Source organism: Pseudomonas sp. P5_A12 (genome assembly GCF_056400685.1).
Genome location: NZ_JBFUKU010000113.1, coordinates 1 through 16,653, shown reverse-complemented (window position 1 = coordinate 16,653; position 16,653 = coordinate 1). Strand labels below are relative to the sequence as shown.

The window sequence follows — 16,653 nt, the reverse complement described above, 5'->3', positions numbered from 1 at the left end:
GCGATCTTTTGACCTTGATCTTTGAAATCAAAAGATCGCAGCCTCGTTTCACTCGACAGCTCCTACAGGGTTATTGCGCAACCATCAAAACTCGATACGCACGTCGCCCTTCGGCACGCTGCAGCAGGACAGGATGAACCCCTCGGCCTCGTCTTCTTCGGTGATCCCGCCGTTGTGGTCCATCTCGACCTCGCCCCCCAGCTTCATCACCTTGCACGTCCCGCAGATGCCCATCCCGCACGCTTTCGGAATCAACAGACCGAGCTTGGCCGCGGCGGCGTGAACGGTTTCACCCGGCGCCACGCGAATGCTTTTGCCGGACGCGGTGAATTCCACTTGATGCAAGTCCGCCAGGTCGACTTCCGGCGCATCCGCCGCTTGTTCTGCTTGCTCCACGGCATCGGCGCGCGCTTCCGGTGGCGTCGCGCCGAACGATTCTTCGTGATAACGCGACATGTCGAAACCAGCGGTTTCGAGCATGCGTTTCACCGCGCTCATGTACGGCGTCGGACCGCAGCAGAACACTTCGCGCTCAAGGAAGTCTGGCGTCATCAACTCAAGCATCTTGTGGTTCAGGTAACCGCGATAGCCGGCCCATGGTTCGCCCAGACCATGCTTCTCGCAGATCAGGTGCAGGCTGAAGTTATCGATCCGCGACGCCATATGCTCCAGCTCGCGGTGGTAAATAATGTCTTTGGGCGAGCGGGCGCTGTGGATAAACACCATGTCGACGTTGCCGTTGGTGTCGTAGAACCAGCGTGCCATGGACATGACCGGCGTAATGCCGACGCCGCCGCTGAGGTACAGCACTTTCGGCGCGGTGAAGTCCATGGCGTTGAACAGCCCGACCGGACCGTGCACCGCCAGCTCCTGACCTTCATGCAGGGTGTCGTGCAGCCAGTTCGAAACCTTGCCGCCCGGCACACGCTTGATGGTCACCGAAAAGCTGTACGGCACCGAAGGCGAGCTGGAAATGGTGTAGGAGCGCATGATCGGCACGCCTTCGATTTCCAGCTCCAGGGTGACGAACTGCCCCGGTTTAAAGAAGAACATGATTGGCTGGTCGGCCATGAAGCAGAACGTGCGCACATCCCAGGTTTCCTGGATGACTTTGACGCAACGGACGATGTGACGACCATTGGCCCAGGTCTGGGTCGTTACCGGATTCAGGAAGCTGTTGGACATGCTGTTCTCCACCGCCGATGTTCGGCCTTATGTTGGCGATTCTGCGTAACGCACGGATCACCCATTTACCTATCTGCGACATTCACATACTTATCGCGACCAGCCTGCATCTACCGGGGGTTGCGCGTCGGGAACAGAGTGGGCCATGTCGCTCGTGGATAAGGTTCTGGCCGGCGCCGGCCCCACACTCGCCCCATACCAAGACACATTCTTTACACCTTGCGTAGCAAACCGTAGCCGGTGTGGCGGGTGTGGGTGGAGCAGGTTCGGATGCATGAAGTTCTGAGCCAAGGCGCCGCGACGACTCATAGCTCGCTATGGGGAGGAGCGGCAACGCAGGATCAGGACTTCAGGCGCCGAACTTGCCCATCCATACCCGCCACACCGGCTACCAAGCCACAATTTCGCCGGCCACACAGAATGGCCATGAGGATCAAATCGATGGACGTCACCGCAAAAATCAGTCTGGGCGATCCACTGGAACCCGCACGCAAGGCCACCGCGCAGATGCTGCAAGAGCGCGAGCGTACTTTCTCGCTGCCGCAGCCGTTTTACTCTGACGAGCGGCTGTTTGATATCGACATGCAGGAAATCTTCCAGAAAGAGTGGTTGATCGCCGGCATGACCTGCGAGATCCCGACCAAGGGCAACTACCTGACCCTGCAGGTCGGCAAGAACCCGATCATCGTGATTCGCGGTGCCGAAGGCGTGGTGCATGCGTTCCACAACGTCTGCCGCCACCGCGGTTCGCGCCTGTGCACCAGTGAAAAAGGCAAAGTCGCCAAACTGGTCTGCCACTACCACCAGTGGACGTATGAGCTGGACGGTCGCTTGCTGTTCGCTGGCACCGAAATGGGTGCCGACTTCGACATGAACCAGTACGGCCTCAAGCCGGTGAACGTAAAAACCGCTGGCGGCTACATTTTCATCAGCCTGTCGGAGAATCCGCCGGCCATTGATGACTTCTTGTCGACGCTCAACCATTACATGGAACCGTACGACATGGAAAACACCAAGGTGGCGATTACCACCACCTTGATGGAAAAGGCCAACTGGAAACTGGTGCTGGAAAACAACCGCGAGTGCTACCACTGCAACGCGTCGCACCCGGAACTGCTGAAAACCCTGCTGGAGTGGGACGACGTCACCGACCCACGCGCCGATCAGGCCTTCAAAGACCATGTCGCCGCCTCCGCCGCTGCCTGGGAAGCAGAGAAGATCCCTTACGCCCACGCCAGCTTCGGCCTGCGTAACCGCATCGTGCGCATGCCGCTGCTCAAAGGCACCGTGTCGATGACCCTGGACGGCAAACAGGGCTGCGCCAAACTCATGGGCCGCATCAAAAACCCCGACCTGGGCTCGATGCGCATCCTGCACCTGCCGCACTCGTGGAACCACTGCATGGGCGATCACATCATCGTCTTCACCGTGTGGCCGATCAGTGCTCAGGAAACCATGGTCACCACCAAGTGGATCGTTCACAAAGACGCAGTCGAAGGCGTGGACTACGACGTTGAACGTATGCGCAAGGTCTGGGATGCCACCAACGACCAGGACCGACGCCTGGCCGAAGAGAACCAGCGCGGCATCAACTCCAGCTCGTACCAGCCTGGGCCTTATTCCAAGACCTACGAGTTTGGCGTGGTGAACTTTGTGGACTGGTACAGCGAGCGGTTGCTGAACAACCTGGGGGCCGAGCCTGCGCCGTACCTCAAAGGCGTTCCTGTTCAAGGCTAATAAAGCATCGCGAGCAGGCTCACTCCTACAGGGGATTTGTGAACGACACAGATTCAATGTGGGAGTGAGCCTGCTCGCGATGGCGCCCTCCCCAGCAGCACATCCTTCCCCGATATCCCTCCCCCCGATTCAAAACTGTACGAAATATGACCTATTCCGTTCAACGCTATGCCGCCCGCACCTCCCAGCCTTCCACAAACAAGTTATCCACACCTCCACCCACAGCTATTGGGGACAAGTGTGGTTTTACTCAAAACTTTCTCCACATAAATCGAAGAAAATCCGTGACTTATCCAGAAGACCGGTTTTTAACAACGACTGGTTGTTTTTTGATCGAAAGCTTGCAGGGCACGTTCTACGTGGCTTACAGAGGATGGCAAACACCTTATCCACAGAAGCGCCAACAGACTTTGGGGGGAACTTCTGCGGATCTGTGGAAAACCGTTGAAAGCCGCGATAAATCGAGGTTTCCGGGCAGTTTACCGGTCCAAAACGATAGATTGGTCGTTTTTTAATCAGCCACCTAAAAAGCCCGGTTTACATGGCCTGTAGCGGTTAGCGAACATCTTATCCACAGAAGCGCCAACAGAGATTGGGGGCAAGTATTGAAAAACGGGAAACCTTATCCACTGCAAAAAGTCTGTAAAAACCGTCAGTTAGGCTGGTTGTTTTTTGTACGAAGGCCTAAAGGGCTTGATTTGTATAGGGTGTAGCGAGAGGCAAACACGTTATCCACAGAAGCGCTAACAGGGTTTGTGGGTAAATCAGATTTTATTCAAGCACGACCGACCCGATTCAGTATCCAGGTTCAATTCATAGTCATTGAATGCCCGCCACCCCAGCAGAATCGAAGGTACGTACTGTCCCGACACCAACGACGGAGGAATGGTGAAGCCCGGGTAATATTTGTAGGTCATAACCCTCGTGCTCCCGGACAAATCCAACTCGCCCTTGAAGATCTGGTGATGCGGGTTTCCGGCGACGTGAATGGGATAGTCGCCCGGCGCGGCGGACGTCAGGTAATCAACATTCCCGGTATCCAGAATCGCCAGCGTCGCCCGACCATCCAGCCGTGCGGCAATGGTCAGTCTTTGATTGATGTCTGCACGCGAATAGCTAATGGGTGAATCGCATCGCGCAGGAGGCTCAGCATTAAGTGCCAAGGTCTTTTTCGTGAGCTTCAGACGCCCCAACTTTCCAATCAGATCAAGCCCCAACAGGTTATCCCGGTCACTGACAAATACCAGGACGTTCCTGAACTCGCTCCCACCGATCTTCAAAGACTCGAAGATCCCGAGTTTGGCCGACAGGTCCTGCTCGCCATAATAGGTGCTGTAGCCGTAATGGGAGTCGGTCAACACCGTGATGCCCATCCGCTAGGCCGTTTCGTCGTTGACCCGGGTTTGCGGGGCGCCGGTGTCCACGATAAAGCGTGTCGAGACACCATTGGCTGCTTTGACCTCGATGTAGGGCAGCACTTCATCCGTGACGTCCCGCTCACTGGAACTCGGATAAATCTTCAGCACCTCGTGCCGCCGGGTGCGGGTCACCGAGAAATCGCCGACCGCGCGCAAGGTGGCGAGCGATTGGCGGCCAAACATGGAAAACAAGAGGTTGAGCTCGGGATCCTYCGCGATGGCCTGAGCATGGCGGCGCTTGATCGCCAGGTAGTACTCAGGCAACTGATTGGCGGCTTTGGCCTCGAACATCCGGGCGTAGACGGTCACTGAGCAATCGAGGTGATTTGCGGCATCCATGACCTTGTCGCATTGCTTGCGCAATTGATCCAGGGACGCTGTTTGCCCTGGCTCCGACCCTAGCCACTGGTAAAAATCCTGATCGGACTCAGTGTTGACAGCCGCCATCAACCCCGCAGGCACGTACATCACCGCACAGAGCAACCAGGTTGCACGCCTACGCAAAACCTTCATGTTCAACCCACGCATAAAAACCGGTTTTATGACTCAGCGCTGAACCTCTGAAAGCTCCGTAAACCCCCTACCAGCGCACAGCAAAACTGTAGCTCACCGAGCGGGAGTGCGGGCGCAGCCCTTAAGGCCGATACATCAGATAGGCTTCACCTGTAACCCGGATCATCGGGTGGGGCGTGATCTGGCAGGTATCCACGATACGAAAGCCATGCCGCTCGTAAAACCGCCGGGCGCCAGTGTTCGCGGCGTAGTCGATCAGGCTCAGTCCATTGAGCCCCAACTGGTTGGCGCGGTCGTAGGCGTAAGCGAGGAATTGCTTGCCCAGGCCCAGGTTCCGCCAGCCCTCGTGCAGCGCCAGGCTGGAAATATAGAGCGTGTCGGGGATTTCCAATTTGGCGTATGGCGCCAGCACCGGATCGGTGACGGGCGCTGCCATCGGGTCATGCCGCATCACGTAGCTGTGCATCATGCCAATGACATTGCCTTCGACCTGCGCGATCACGCAGTTCTGCCAGGAAAAATCCACGTCGTCACGGGCGTAACGACTGGCGCCTACATCAAGCAGATCCTGGCCGGGCTGGGCCAATTGGCTCCAGATGTAATCCGCGGCTCCTTCTGATGAAATCTGGAACAAGCGAGCAATCTCCCGCGCATCCGCGCGCAGGGCCGAACGAAATTCTACGGTCATTTTTTTTCCTTGTGGGAGCGAGACCGGCTTGCCGGCGAAGGGGCCTGACATTCAAATCGATGCTGGCTGGTCCACCGCTATCGCGAGCAGGCTCGCTCCCACATTTTTAGATCTGTGCTGGTGATCCGCTAGCGGACCACGCCTTCTTCGATCAGTAACTTGAGAATGGCCTCGGCACCCGCTTGCGCCGTTACACCTTTGAGCACCTGCCCCCCGCCGCCACTGGCCTTGGCCGTGGCCGCTTTCATCCTGTCTGCGCCGCTCTTGGCCTTGATCACCTTCAGGCGTTTTGGCCGCGGTTTGGCCGGTTGCAACGTGGCGACTGCCAGCAGCCCATCGTCGATCACTTCGACTTCATCGGCTTGCAGCACGCCCCGTCGAGCCGGGCCGTAGGCGCTCTGCCGAGGCTTCGGCGCGGCGTTATCCACAGTGGCGAGAAACGGCAGGCGCACTTTCAAGCGACGACGCTGACCACGCGGCAAGGCTTGAAGAACCAGCGCTGAATTACCGTCGATGGATTCCACCTGCGCCAACCCGACCACCAGCGGCCAGCCGAGGCTTTCCGCCAGCAGGAACGGCAACATGCCCGAGCCTTCGCCGGTTTCTGCCTGACTGCCGGTCAATACGACCTGCGCCCCCGCATCGCGCAAATAAGCAGTCAGCGCCGGCAAGGCATCGGCGCCCGACGGTTGTTCCAACACATGCAGTTGCTCCAGGCCCATGCCCAAATAAGCGCGCAACGCCGGTTCTGCGACGTCGCCGGCGTGCAGCACTTGCAGGTTATCCCCAGCCAGTTGCAGGCCCAGTTCCACCGCCCGCGCATCCTGCTCCGCGCGACGCGGCCGGCCAGAAGTCGGGTGGGCGCCGATGGACACCAGGCTGATGATTTTCGTGCTCATAACCCTTTCCTTCCCTTAAGCCGCATCGCGCTTGGCGTCATTGCGGTAAGCCGCTACCGCCTCGATCAAGGCTTGAAGAATCTCGGCGCTCTCGCCGATCACCGACAAGTCGGCCCGTTTGATCATGTCGCAGCCAGGGTCGAGGTTGATCGCCACCACCTTGTCGCAGGCACCGATGCCTTGCAGATGCTGGATCGCCCCGGAAATACCCACCGCCACATACACCCGCGCGGTGACCCAGGTGCCGGACGCGCCGACCTGACGGTCCCGGGCCATGAAGCCATCGTCCACCGCCACACGGGAGGCGCCTTCGGTGGCGCCCAGTGCTTCGGCGGTCCTGTGGAAAAGTCCCCAGTCCTTGACCCCGTTGCCGCCGGAGAAGATGAACTCGGCTTCGGCCATCGGAATCGCCGCCGGATCGACCGCCACCGCGCCCAAATCCTCGATACGCGACAGGCTGCGCGCCACAGCTGTGGATAACTCCACCGGCAAGGCTTCGTGACGGGTTTCGCTGACCGGTTCTGCGCACTCGACAGCGGCCAGAATCAAGCGTGCCACCGGACGTGCAAGGTCTTGCAAGCCGGCACCGGCGCGGCCGATGCACTCCTGATCCTTGACCTGCCAGACCCGCGTGGCCGGGCGTTCGCCCAGTGCGGCGGCAAAGCGCCGACCCAGTTCGCCGCCACCGCTGCGGCTGTCCGGCAGCAACCAGTGACGAGGGCTGAACTGGTTATCCACAGCCCGCAGACCCTGGACCCGTTGTTCCGGTGCATAACCGTTGAATTCGTCGCCTTCCAAAACCAGCAAGCGGTCAACACCTGCGGTAGCAAAGGCATTCTCTTTGTGCTCGCCAAAGACCACGGCCAATACCGCGCCGTCCTTGCCGGCCAATTGATGAGCCAGACCGAGCAAATCGCGGTCGTGGCTGCTCAAGCGACCACCGACCATGTCCGGCACCACGCTGATGTAGAACGCCGGTGCAGGCACTTGATGCAGCGGCAATTGCACTTCAACGGCGGCCGAGCGTTTGGTCGCCCCACCCTGCTGAGCGCCGCTACGGTCGATACGTTTGATGCCGTTGGGGCCGATAAAACCGATGCCATGCAGATTCTTGCGGATGACGCCGTTCGGGCCCATCCAGCTGTGTTGCGCCGGTTGCATGGCCGCGTGCAGCGGGTGCAAGCGGTTACGGGCAATCCATTCGGCGCGGGGGTCGCGGCGGATAATGTCGCTCATCAGTGGGCCTCCGCAGGTTCACGTTGGGCCGGTGTAGCCGGTTTGCTCGGTGCGGTATCTTCGAGCAATGCATCGGCGACCAGTTCGGCGATGTCCTTGATCAGCGGACGCGGTTCGACCACGCCTTCGAGCATCGCGGTGCACTGTGGACAACCCACGGCCACCAGTTCGGCGCCGGTTTCGCGGATGTCTTCCATGCGCATGTCGGGAATACGTTGCTTGCCCGGGATGTCGGTGATCGGCGCACCGCCGCCACCGCCGCAGCAGCGCGAGCGGAAACCGGAGCGTTGCATTTCCTTGATCTCGATACCGAGGGCGCGCAGCACTTCACGCGGCGCCTCGTACTCGCCGTTGTAGCGACCGAGGTAGCACGGGTCGTGATAGGTCACGCTGCTGCCTTTGTGCTGACCGAGGTTCAGGGCGCCCGCGCCGATGATTTCCGCCATGTAGGTGCTGTGGTGCTGCACGAGGTAGTTGCCGTCGAAGGCGCCGTACTCGTTTTTCAGCACGTGGAAGCTGTGCGGGTCGCAGGTGACGATGCGGTTGAAGCTGTATTTGGCCAGGGTCTGGATGTTGCGTTTGGCCAATAGCTGGAACGTTGCTTCATCGCCCAGACGTCGGGCCACGTCACCGCTGTCGCGCTCTTCCAGACCGAGCACCGCGAAGTCGACTTTGGCCGCTTTCAGCACTTTGACGAAGGCACGCAGGGTGCGCTGGTTGCGCATGTCGAAGGCACCGTCGCCGACCCAGAACAGTACGTCGACAGATTTCTTCTCGCTCATCAGCGTGAGGTTCAAATCCGCCGCCCAGTTCATCCGCCCGCCCGGCGCAAAGCCGCCCGGGTTGTCGGTGGCGATCAGGTTTTCCAGGACTTCAGCGCCCTTGTTCGGGGTCGCGCCTTTTTCCAGGGTCAGATGTCGGCGCATGTCAACGATGGCGTCGACGTGCTCGATCATCATCGGGCATTCCTCGACGCAGGCGCGGCAGGTGGTGCAGGACCACAGGGTTTCAGCGTCCACCAGACCGTTGACGATCGGTTGATGCGGATTACCGGCGTGCTCGCCAATCGCTTTGCCTGGATACGGGCTACCGGCGAATTTCGCATCAGTACCACCGGCCAGGCCGACGACCATGTCCTGAATCAGTTTTTTCGGGTTCAGCGGCTGACCGGCGGCGAACGCCGGGCACGCGGCTTCGCATTTACCGCACTGCACGCAGGCGTCGAAGCCGAGCAGCTGGTTCCAGGTGAAATCCTTGGGTTTTTCCACGCCCAGCGGCACAGTCGGGTCGTTCAGATCCAGCGGTTTCAAACCGGTGGAACGGCCGCCATTAAAACGCTCGGCGCGACGGTGCCAGGCCAGGTGCAGCGCACCGGCGAAGGCGTGCTTCATCGGCCCGCCCCAAGTCATGCCGAAGAACAATTCCGAGACGCCCCACAGCACGCCGACACCGAGGATCGCAGCGACCAGCCAACCACCGAAGTTTTCCGGAAGGATGCCGGCGACCGGCAGGGTCAGCAGGAAGAAGCTCGCCGAGAACGCGAGCAAGCTTTTCGGCAGGCGCATCCACGGGCCTTTGGACAACCGCGCTGGCGGGTTGCGCCGACGCAGGTAGACAAAGATCGCGCCGACGAACATCACGGCCGTCATCAACAGCAGCGCATAACCGAGGATGCGGTTATGCAGGCCGAAACCGTGCACCAGAATCGCCAGCACGATGGACGCCACCGCACCACCGGCCGTGGCGACGTGGGTGTTGGCGACGTATTTGTCCCGCGCGACCACATGGTGCAAGTCGACCATGTAGCGCTTGGGCATGGCGAACAGGCCACCGATCAGGTCGACTTTCGAAGCCCGGCCCCGGCGCCACATAGCCACCCGCCGCAACGCGCCCAGAACCGCAAGGCCCAGGGCAGCGAACAACAGGATTGGAAGAAGGGTGTTCAACATGGTGGAGCTCCCACGCGACTCATTGATCGTTCCCACGCTCTGCGTGGGAATGCCTCACCGGACGCTCTGCGTCCGCTTTTGAATGTGACGCGGAACGTCACGGGCTGCATTCCCACGCAGAGCGTGGGAACGATCAGCTCACCGGCTTAGAAATCCTTGCACAACCGCAGGGCGTCATAGATCGCCGCGTGGGTGTTGCGCTGCGCCACGCAGTCGCCGATGCGGAACAGCAAATAGCCGTCGCCCGCCTGACTCAGCGAAGGCTGAGGCTTGATCGCGAACAAGGCTTCGATGTCCATCTGGCCTTTGTTGCGCGAGCCTTCCTTCAGGGCGTAGTAGATTTCTTCGTCCGGACGCACGCCGTTTTCGACGACGACCTGGTCCACCACCCGCTCCTCTTTGGCGCCGGTGTATTCGTTTTCCAGCACTGCCACCAGCTTGTCGCCTTCGCGGTAGACCTTCTCCAGCATCATGTCCCCGGTCATGATCACTTCTTTCGGGTACATGCTGCGGTAGTAAGTCGGGAACGACGTGCCGCCAATCGCCACGCCCGGTTTGATGTCGTCAGTGACGATCTCGACCTGGCAGCCCTTGTCAGCGAGGAAGTCGGCGGTCGACATCCCGGTGAACTCGCAAATGGTGTCGTAGACCAGCACGTTCTTGCCCGGCGCCACCTTGCCGTCGAGGATGTCCCAGCTGCTGACCACCAGGCCTTCAGCCGCGCCCCAGTGTTCGTTCTGCTCCAGGAACGGATGACCGCCAACGGCGAGTACCACCACGTCCGGACGCAGATCGAGAATGGTCGCTGCATCGGCTGCCACGCCCAGGCGCAGGTCGACTTTCAAACGTGCCAGTTCCAGCTGGAACCAACGGGTGATACCGGCGATCTGGTCCCGCTGCGGGGCTTTCGACGCGGTGGTGATCTGCCCGCCGATAAACTCTTTCTTCTCGAACAGGGTCACGTCGTGACCACGCTCGGCGGACACACGAGCCGCTTCCATCCCGGCAGGACCGGCACCAACCACCACAACCTTGCGCTTCACACCGGTCGATTTCTCGATGATGTGCGGCACGCCCATGTATTCACGGGAGGTCGCGGCGTTCTGGATGCACAGCACGTCCAGGCCCTGATACTGACGGTCGATGCAATAGTTGGCACCGACGCATTGTTTGATCTGGTCGACCTGGCCCATTTTGATCTTGGCGATCAGGTGCGGATCAGCGATGTGGGCGCGAGTCATGCCGACCATGTCGACGTAGCCGCCTTCCAGAATCCGGGTCGCCTGGTTCGGGTCCTTGATGTTCTGCGCGTGCAGTACCGGGGCCTTGACCACTTCCTTGATACCGGCCGCCAAGTGCAGAAACGGCTCCGGTGGATAACTCATGTTCGGGATTACGTTGGCCAGGGTGTTATGGGTGTCGCAACCCGAGCCGACCACGCCGATGAAGTCGATCATGCCGGTGTCGTCGTAATACTTGGCGATCTGCTTCATGTCTTCGTGGGACAAGCCGTCCGGGTGGAACTCATCACCGCACAGACGGATGCCGACGCAGAAATCCGGGCCGACTTCCGCCCGCACAGCCTTGATCACTTCCAGGCCGAAACGCATGCGGTTCTCGAAACTGCCGCCCCATTCGTCGGTACGTTTGTTGACGCGCGGGCTCCAGAACTGGTCGATCATGTGTTGGTGCACCGCCGACAGTTCGACGCCGTCCAGGCCACCGGCCTTGGCCCGCGCCGCAGCGCTGGCGTAGTTACCGATCACCCGCCAGATTTCTTCCGGCTCGATGGTTTTGCAGGTCGCGCGGTGTACCGGTTCACGGATGCCCGACGGCGACAGCAGGGTTGGCCAATGCTCGCCGTCCCAGCGGGAGCGGCGGCCCATGTGGGTAATCTGGATCATGATCTTGGCGCCATGCTTGTGCATGGCATCGGCCAGGTTCTGGAAGTGCGGAATGATCCGGTCGTCGGCCAGGTTGACCGACTTCCACCAGCCTTGCGGGCTGTCGATGGCCACGCTGGAGGAACCGCCGCAAATCGCCAGGCCGATCCCGCCCTTGGCTTTCTCTTCGTAATACTTGACGTACCGGTCGGTGGTCATGCCGCCGTCGGTGGCATACACCTCGGCATGCGCGGTGCTGAGCACGCGGTTACGGATGGTCAGTTTGCCGATCTGGATCGGCTGGAACATTGCTTCGAAAGCCATGGCGGGTTCCTCGACTTACAACGGCTTGACGGTGAACAGGCCGTCGTCGTGGCCTTCTTCGGAGCCACCGTAGACTTGCTCGGCAACTGTACGGATCTTGCTGCCACGGGCTTGCAGAATCTGGTCCATGGCACCGGCAAACCAGCCGGTGAACATGTAGTCGACCTTGCGCCCGACCTTGCCGTACACGTAGACGAACGCCGAGTGTTCGAGCTTGACGCTGGCGGTGCCTTTGTCGAGGTCGATGTCCTGGATCTTGAACAGGCCCCAGCCACGTTGCGACAGGCGCTTCATGTAGTGCTCGAACACCGCGACGCCTTCCAGGCCGTGGCATTCAGCTTCTTTTTCACACCAGTGCCAGGCAGATTTGTAGCCGGCCTTGTAGAGAATTTCGGCGTAGGCTTCGGCGCCCAGCACTTCCTCGATGCCGATGTGGTTGTTGACGAAGAAGTGGCGCGGCACGTACAGCATCGGCAGGGCGTCGGAGGTCCAGACACCGGTTTCGCTGTCGACTTCGATTGGCAATTGCGGGGCGATTTTAGCCATGGGTAAAGCTCCAGAATTCAATGTGTTGAGGCGATAGCTAGCCGTAGCAGCTGTCGAGCCTGCGAGGCTGCGTTGGGCTGTGAATCGGCCCCCGAGGGCGGTCCTGCGGACCGCAACGCATCCTCGTACCTCGGCAGCTGCTACATGGATCGTTGTTTAAAAAGTGGCGTTATTCGCCCCAGACATCTTTGAGGACGTTGACCCAGTTCTCGCCCATGATCTTGCGCACCACGCGCTCGGAATGGCCGCGCTTGAGCAGGGTTTCAGTCAGGTTCGGGAACTCGCCCACGGTGCGGATGCCCAGCGGGTTGATGATCTTGCCAAAGCTGGTCAGACGACGGGCGTAGCCTTTGTCGTGGGTCAGGTATTCGAAGAAGTCCTGGCCGTGGCCCTGGGTGAAGTCGGTGCCGATACCGATGGCGTCTTCGCCGACTATATTCATCACGTACTCGATGGCTTCGGCGTAATCGTCGATGGTCGAATCAATGCCCTTGGCCAGGAACGGCGCGAACATGGTCACGCCGACGAAACCGCCATGATCGGCGATGAACTTCAGTTCTTCATCAGACTTGTTGCGCGGGTGGACTTTCAGACCCGACGGCAGGCAATGGGAGTAGCACACCGGTTTTTTCGATTCGAGGATGACCTCTTCGGAGGTCTTGGAGCCGACGTGAGACAGGTCGCACATGACGCCAACGCGGTTCATCTCGGCAACGATTTCACGACCGAAACCTGACAGTCCGCCATCGCGCTCGTAGCAGCCGGTACCCACCAGGTTCTGGGTGTTGTAGCACATCTGCACAATGCCGACGCCGAGCTGCTTGAACACCTCGACATAGCCAATCTGGTCTTCGAACGCGTGAGCATTCTGGAAGCCGAAGAGGATGCCGGTCTTGCCTTGCTCTTTGGCCTTGCGGATGTCGGCTGTGGTGCRCACCGGAATCACCAGGTCGCTATTTTCGCGAATCAGCTTCTGGCTAGCGGCGATGTTGTTGACGGTGGCCTGGAAGCCCTCCCACACCGACACGGTGCAGTTGGCCGCGGTCAAACCGCCCTTGCGCATGTCTTCGAACAGTTCACGGTTCCACTTGGCAATAATCAGCCCGTCGATAACGATGCTGTCGGCGTGCAATTCGGCTGGGCTCATCAGGCTGTCCCCTATTAGCGATTCATGCGCCGAATCGTGTGTCGGCGCTTTGGGCCAGCATATGCCTCGGTGCCTTGGTAGCCGGGTGCAAAAACGACAGGGGGTTTGCCGAAAGCGTCAATCCGCGACAAAGGGTCGCCATTGGACGTCTCAGGCCACCTGTTCAAGGGTCTGCGCATGGGCCAGAATTCGCTGCTTTAATGAATGCACTATTGGATTGGGGCGGCGGCGCAATGAAATCGATCTTCCTGGCTTTGGCACTGATAGCGACCGGCGTCCACGCGGCTGAAGAGTCCGACGACAACCCATGCGACAAAGTCGAAAACGACATCCAGACCCTGGAATGCTCGGTCTACAGCAGAACCGCTGCCGAAGACCTGCTCAAGGACAACTACCAGAGCCTGGCCGAGCGCATGCAAACGGCCTACGGCAAGAACCCGGCACAACTGGCCGACATCACCGCCAAGCTCAAGGCCGCCCAGCAGCAATGGCTGAAGACCCGGGATGCGGATTGCGCGGTAGAGGCGTTTCCGGCGACCAGTGGTAGCAAGGCCTTCACCATTGCGCAGAATGATTGCGTGGCGCGGATGAGTGATGAGCGGTCGGAATTTTTGGAGTCAATTGGGCAGGAGTAAACCTGGGCGTCCTTGGGTAGCGGGGGCCTCCCCCGCGTTCACCGCTTACGGAATCAACGCCAGCCAGCTAGAACTGTAAGGCCTTGCCCCCTCCCCTCAATTCCAGAAACCTTCATGTGCCTTGGCCGCTTCATCTTCAAGCATGGGACCAAAAGTTAGAATCTCTCGCTGGCCGCGGGCGAACACTTCTCGGCAAGGTAACGAGAAGGTCGGGTTCTCCGGGTGGGCGCCGGTGAGTTCGAGCAATGAATGTTCGGACAGCGCGTAAACCACACGACCGATACCCGTCCAATAGATCGCGCCGGCACACATGCAGCAGGGTTCGGCGCTGCTATAGAGGGTGCAGAGAGCCAGAGCGGCCGGGCTTAACAGTTTCGATGCCTGAGCCGCGGCGGCCAATTCGGCGTGCTGGGTAGGATCACCTTCGGGTGGCATCGAATTGTTGCCCGTCGCCACAATGACGTTACCGTCGCTGTCCGCCACCAGCGCGGCAAACGGATGGCGGCCACGGGCTTTGGAGTCTTGCGCAAGGTCAAAGGTGCGACGCAGCAGATGCAGATCAAGCTGTGTGACGCCGGCAGGTACAACGGAAGTGAAGCGTGTCATATGAACTCCTTATTATTTTCAAACAGGCCCCTCGCCGGTGGGGATCGGGGCGAAAAACGCCTCAGTCGGTGAGTTCTGTGCCTTGGGTCACCGGCTGATTTTTGTCTTCAGGATTAAGCAAAATGTTCAGCACGATTGCGGTGATCGCCCCGAGAAAGATCCCGCTTTCCAGGACCAGTTTCAGGGTGCCGCTGGCATGTTCGAACAGGGCCGGAAAGGACATCGGCAACACCCCGACACTGACCGAAACCGCGACGATAATGCCGTTGCGGGTGCCTTCGAATTGCACCCGCGATAGCGCCTGAATCCCGGCCACCGTGGTCATGCCGAACATCACGACGGCACAGCCACCGAGCACCGGCGCCGGGACAGCGGCAATCAGCGCACCCAACTTGGGAAACAAGCCCATCAGCACCATGATTGCCCCCGCCGAAGCCACGACGAATCGGCTTTTGACGTTGGAGAGTGCGATCAGACCGGTGTTCTGCGTGAAAGCGTTGTAGGGAAAACTGTTGAACATGCCACCCAGCATCGTCGACAGACCATCAGCCCGAAATGCATTGCCGAGGGTTTGCCGGGTAATGACTTTGCCGGTCAGCTTGCCGATCGCCAGACAATTGCCAGTCGTCTCGGCCATGATCACCAACATGGCCAGCGTCATTACCAGAATCGGCATCAATGAAAACTGCGGCATGCCGAAAGCCATGGGAGGGCTCAGCTCGAACCAGGCGGCGTTGCTCACCTGGCCGAAGTGAGTCATGCCGCAAGCCGCTGCGATCAGGCTGCCAACAAACAACCCGATCAATACGCTGAGGTTGCCGATGAACCCGGAAAATTTGGCGTAAACCACCAAGGTCACGACCACCGTGACCAGCCCCAACAACAAATTCGACATCGAACCAAATTCCGCCGAGTCGGGATTGCCGCCGCCAAGCCAGATCGCTGCCGCTGGCATCAGCGAGATACCTATGATGGTGATCAGGCTGCCGATCACCACCGGTGGAAAAAACCGCAACAGGCGGCTGAACACCGATGCCATAGCGATGGTGATTGCTCCGGCGGCGATCACCGCGCCAAAGACTTCAGTGAGCCCGAACTCCTTGCCGATCATGATCATGGGCGCCAAGGCTATGAAAGAGCAGCCTTGAATCAAGGGCAGGCGTGCGCCGAACTTCCAGAAACCGAGGGTCTGGATCATCGTCGCAATTCCCGACGTCAGCAGGTTCGCATTAATCAATGTCACCACCTGCGCCGCCGTCAGCCCTAGTGCGCTGCCCAGGATCAGTGGCACCGCTACTGCCCCCGCATACATCACCAACACATGTTGCAAGCCAAAACTCAGTAGTTGGCGGATGGGCAAGACTTCGTCCACCGGATGAACCTGTGATTTGCTCATATCAAATGTCTCCTGAAGTGCTTTTTTTATTGTCCTGAGGGCATCCACAGGCCAGGCACAGCGCAAGTCGGTGCAGCAGAAGAACTGACGTCGGGACTAGAATCAGTGCTTGAACTCGATGGAGCAAATGAACAACCATCGTTTTTTACGATGGCCTGACAGGCCGACATGGGCTCGAGGAGAAACCGATGCAGTTCTCGCTGGATCAGTTGCAAATGTTCGTGCAGGCCGTGCAAAGCGGGTCGTTCTCCGCTGCCGCGCGCAAGATGGGCAAGACTCAATCGACCGTCAGTGTGGCAGTGCTTGAACTCGATGGAGCAAATGAACAACCATCGTTTTTTACGATGGCCTGACAGGCCGACATGGGCTCGAGGAGAAACCGATGCAGTTCTCGCTGGATCAGTTGCAAATGTTCGTGCAGGCCGTGCAAAGCGGGTCGTTCTCCGCTGCCGCGCGCAAGATGGGCAAGACTCAATCGACCGTCAGTGTGG

At 59.5% G+C, this 16,653-nt stretch carries 13 protein-coding genes and 2 pseudogenes; 4 read left to right on the top strand and 11 right to left on the bottom strand.

Annotated features, from left to right (window positions below):
* Nucleotides 1–84: 84 nt before the first annotated feature.
* Nucleotides 85–1,185, bottom strand: a complete 1,101-nt coding sequence (gbcB, locus tag AC1DSG_RS16465; protein ID WP_477791835.1) for a glycine-betaine demethylase subunit GbcB — start codon at nt 1,183–1,185, stop codon at nt 85–87.
* 441 nt (nt 1,186–1,626) lie between these two features.
* On the opposite strand from gbcB, the gene gbcA reads away from it, so the two are divergent.
* Nucleotides 1,627–2,922, top strand: a complete 1,296-nt coding sequence (gene gbcA / locus AC1DSG_RS16460) for a glycine-betaine demethylase subunit GbcA (protein ID WP_477791834.1) — start codon at nt 1,627–1,629, stop codon at nt 2,920–2,922.
* Between the two features lie 764 nt (nt 2,923–3,686).
* On the opposite strand, the pseudogene AC1DSG_RS16455 reads toward gbcA, so the two are convergent.
* The 8 genes and pseudogenes from AC1DSG_RS16455 to AC1DSG_RS16420 form a co-directional block, all read right to left on the bottom strand.
* A pseudogene (locus AC1DSG_RS16455) lies at nt 3,687–4,853 on the bottom strand (retropepsin-like aspartic protease).
* 121 nt (nt 4,854–4,974) lie between these two features.
* Complete coding sequence (locus tag AC1DSG_RS16450) at nt 4,975–5,541, bottom strand: GNAT family N-acetyltransferase (protein ID WP_477791833.1); 567 nt, start codon at nt 5,539–5,541, stop codon at nt 4,975–4,977.
* Between the two features lie 128 nt (nt 5,542–5,669).
* The gene (gene etfB, locus AC1DSG_RS16445) at nt 5,670–6,440 is read right to left on the bottom strand and encodes an electron transfer flavoprotein subunit beta (protein ID WP_477791832.1); all 771 of its coding nucleotides are present in this window, start codon (nt 6,438–6,440) and stop codon (nt 5,670–5,672) included.
* A 15-nt stretch (nt 6,441–6,455) separates the two neighbouring features.
* Nucleotides 6,456–7,676, bottom strand: a complete 1,221-nt coding sequence (gene etfA / locus AC1DSG_RS16440; protein ID WP_477791831.1) for an electron transfer flavoprotein subunit alpha — start codon at nt 7,674–7,676, stop codon at nt 6,456–6,458.
* Nucleotides 7,676–9,625: a dimethylglycine demethylation protein DgcB gene (gene dgcB / locus AC1DSG_RS16435; protein ID WP_477791830.1), complete on the bottom strand. Its 1,950-nt coding sequence runs from the start codon at nt 9,623–9,625 to the stop codon at nt 7,676–7,678. The genes etfA and dgcB overlap by 1 nt, the downstream gene beginning before the upstream one ends.
* A gap of 146 nt (nt 9,626–9,771) precedes the next feature.
* On the bottom strand, nt 9,772–11,832 hold the full coding sequence (gene dgcA, locus AC1DSG_RS16430; protein WP_477791829.1) for a dimethylglycine demethylation protein DgcA: 2,061 nt from the start codon (nt 11,830–11,832) through the stop codon (nt 9,772–9,774).
* 15 nt (nt 11,833–11,847) lie between these two features.
* On the bottom strand, nt 11,848–12,378 hold the full coding sequence (locus tag AC1DSG_RS16425) for a DUF5943 domain-containing protein (RefSeq protein ID WP_192299884.1): 531 nt from the start codon (nt 12,376–12,378) through the stop codon (nt 11,848–11,850).
* 169 nt (nt 12,379–12,547) lie between these two features.
* Complete coding sequence (locus tag AC1DSG_RS16420) at nt 12,548–13,525, bottom strand: dipeptidase (protein WP_477791828.1); 978 nt, start codon at nt 13,523–13,525, stop codon at nt 12,548–12,550.
* A gap of 233 nt (nt 13,526–13,758) precedes the next feature.
* Here AC1DSG_RS16420 and AC1DSG_RS16415 point away from each other — a divergent pair, with 233 nt between their 5' ends.
* On the top strand, nt 13,759–14,160 hold the full coding sequence (locus AC1DSG_RS16415) for a lysozyme inhibitor LprI family protein (RefSeq protein ID WP_477791837.1): 402 nt from the start codon (nt 13,759–13,761) through the stop codon (nt 14,158–14,160).
* A 96-nt stretch (nt 14,161–14,256) separates the two neighbouring features.
* On the opposite strand, the gene AC1DSG_RS16410 is transcribed toward AC1DSG_RS16415, so the two are convergent.
* Together AC1DSG_RS16410 and AC1DSG_RS16405 are read right to left on the bottom strand one after the other, a co-directional pair.
* Nucleotides 14,257–14,766: a nucleoside deaminase gene (locus AC1DSG_RS16410; RefSeq protein ID WP_477791827.1), complete on the bottom strand. Its 510-nt coding sequence runs from the start codon at nt 14,764–14,766 to the stop codon at nt 14,257–14,259.
* A gap of 61 nt (nt 14,767–14,827) precedes the next feature.
* Nucleotides 14,828–16,162 (bottom strand): nucleobase:cation symporter-2 family protein, encoded by a 1,335-nt coding sequence (locus AC1DSG_RS16405; RefSeq protein WP_477791826.1) that lies wholly within the window; start codon nt 16,160–16,162, stop codon nt 14,828–14,830.
* Between the two features lie 188 nt (nt 16,163–16,350).
* Here AC1DSG_RS16405 and AC1DSG_RS16400 point away from each other — a divergent pair.
* Together AC1DSG_RS16400 and AC1DSG_RS16395 are read left to right on the top strand one after the other, a co-directional pair.
* A pseudogene (locus AC1DSG_RS16400) lies at nt 16,351–16,476 on the top strand (LysR family transcriptional regulator); the annotation flags it as partial.
* Nucleotides 16,477–16,544: 68 nt separating this feature from the next.
* Nucleotides 16,545–16,653 (top strand): LysR family transcriptional regulator (locus AC1DSG_RS16395; RefSeq protein WP_477791836.1); only part of this gene is annotated, 109 nt, incomplete at its 3' end.